This is a genomic window from Pseudoalteromonas sp. NFXS39 (assembly GCF_040148775.1).
Lineage (GTDB): Bacteria > Pseudomonadota > Gammaproteobacteria > Enterobacterales > Alteromonadaceae > Pseudoalteromonas > Pseudoalteromonas apostichopi.
This window is the reverse complement of sequence record NZ_JAGDEC010000022.1, coordinates 1-1,186: the sequence shown is the minus strand read 5'-3', so window position 1 is coordinate 1,186 and position 1,186 is coordinate 1. Positions and strand designations below refer to the sequence as shown.

1 protein-coding gene is annotated in these 1,186 nt (G+C 46.1%); it reads right to left on the bottom strand.

The genetic code is table 11. The features are described 5' to 3' along the window. Nucleotide 1: 1 nt before the first annotated feature. Nucleotides 2-1,186: an elongation factor Tu gene (tuf, locus tag J3455_RS19785; protein WP_054564107.1), complete on the bottom strand. Its 1,185-nt coding sequence runs from the start codon at nucleotides 1,184-1,186 to the stop codon at nucleotides 2-4.

Sequence of the window (1,186 nt, the reverse complement as noted above, 5' to 3'; positions counted from 1 at the left end):
ATTACTCAACGATAGTTGCAACAACACCAGCACCAACTGTACGGCCACCTTCACGGATAGCGAAGCGTAAACCTTCGTCCATCGCGATTGGGCAGATTAGTTCTACAGTCATCTTGATGTTATCACCAGGCATTACCATTTCAACGCCGTCTGGTAACTGTACGTCACCTGTTACGTCAGTTGTACGGAAGTAGAACTGTGGACGGTAACCTTTGAAGAATGGAGTGTGACGACCACCTTCATCTTTAGAAAGTACGTATACTTCTGAAGTGAACTTCGTGTGTGGAGTGATTGAACCAGGCTTAGCTAGTACTTGACCACGTTCAACGTCTTCACGCTTAGTACCACGTAGAAGTGCACCGATGTTCTCACCCGCACGACCTTCGTCTAGAAGCTTACGGAACATCTCAACACCTGTACAAGTTGTCTTCGTAGTTTCTTTGATACCTACGATTTCAACTTCGTCATTCACGTTGATGATACCAGCTTCAACACGGCCAGTTACAACAGTACCACGACCTTGGATTGAGAATACGTCTTCGATAGGCATGATGAATGGCTTATCGATGTCACGCTCTGGCTCTGGGATGTAAGAATCTAGTGCTTCTGCAAGCTCAACGATTTTGTCTTCCCACTCTTTCTCGCCTTCTAACGCTTTAAGCGCTGAACCTTGGATTAGTGGTAAGTCATCACCTGGGAAGTCGTACTCTGAAAGAAGTTCACGAACTTCCATCTCAACTAGCTCAAGTAGCTCTTCGTCGTCAACCATGTCACATTTGTTCATGAATACGATGATGTAAGGTACACCAACCTGACGAGAAAGTAGGATGTGCTCACGAGTTTGTGGCATAGGACCGTCAGTCGCAGCAACTACTAGGATTGCGCCGTCCATTTGAGCAGCACCAGTGATCATGTTTTTAACATAATCGGCGTGTCCTGGACAGTCTACGTGTGCGTAGTGACGAGTAGGAGTATCGTACTCAACGTGTGAAGTTGAGATTGTGATACCACGCTCACGCTCTTCTGGAGCGTTATCGATTGATGCGAAGTCTTTAGCTACACCACCGTATACTTTTGCAAGTACGTTTGTGATTGCTGCTGTTAGAGTTGTTTTACCGTGGTCAACGTGGCCGATTGTACCAACGTTTACGTGCGGTTTTACGCGTTCAAACTTTTCTTTTGCCAT

Bases quoted from the DNA above. Each gene is read 5' to 3' on its own strand.
- tuf (WP_054564107.1), bottom strand. From the start codon at position 1,186: ATGGCAAAAGAAAAGTTTGAACGCGTAAAACCGCACGTAAACGTTGGT.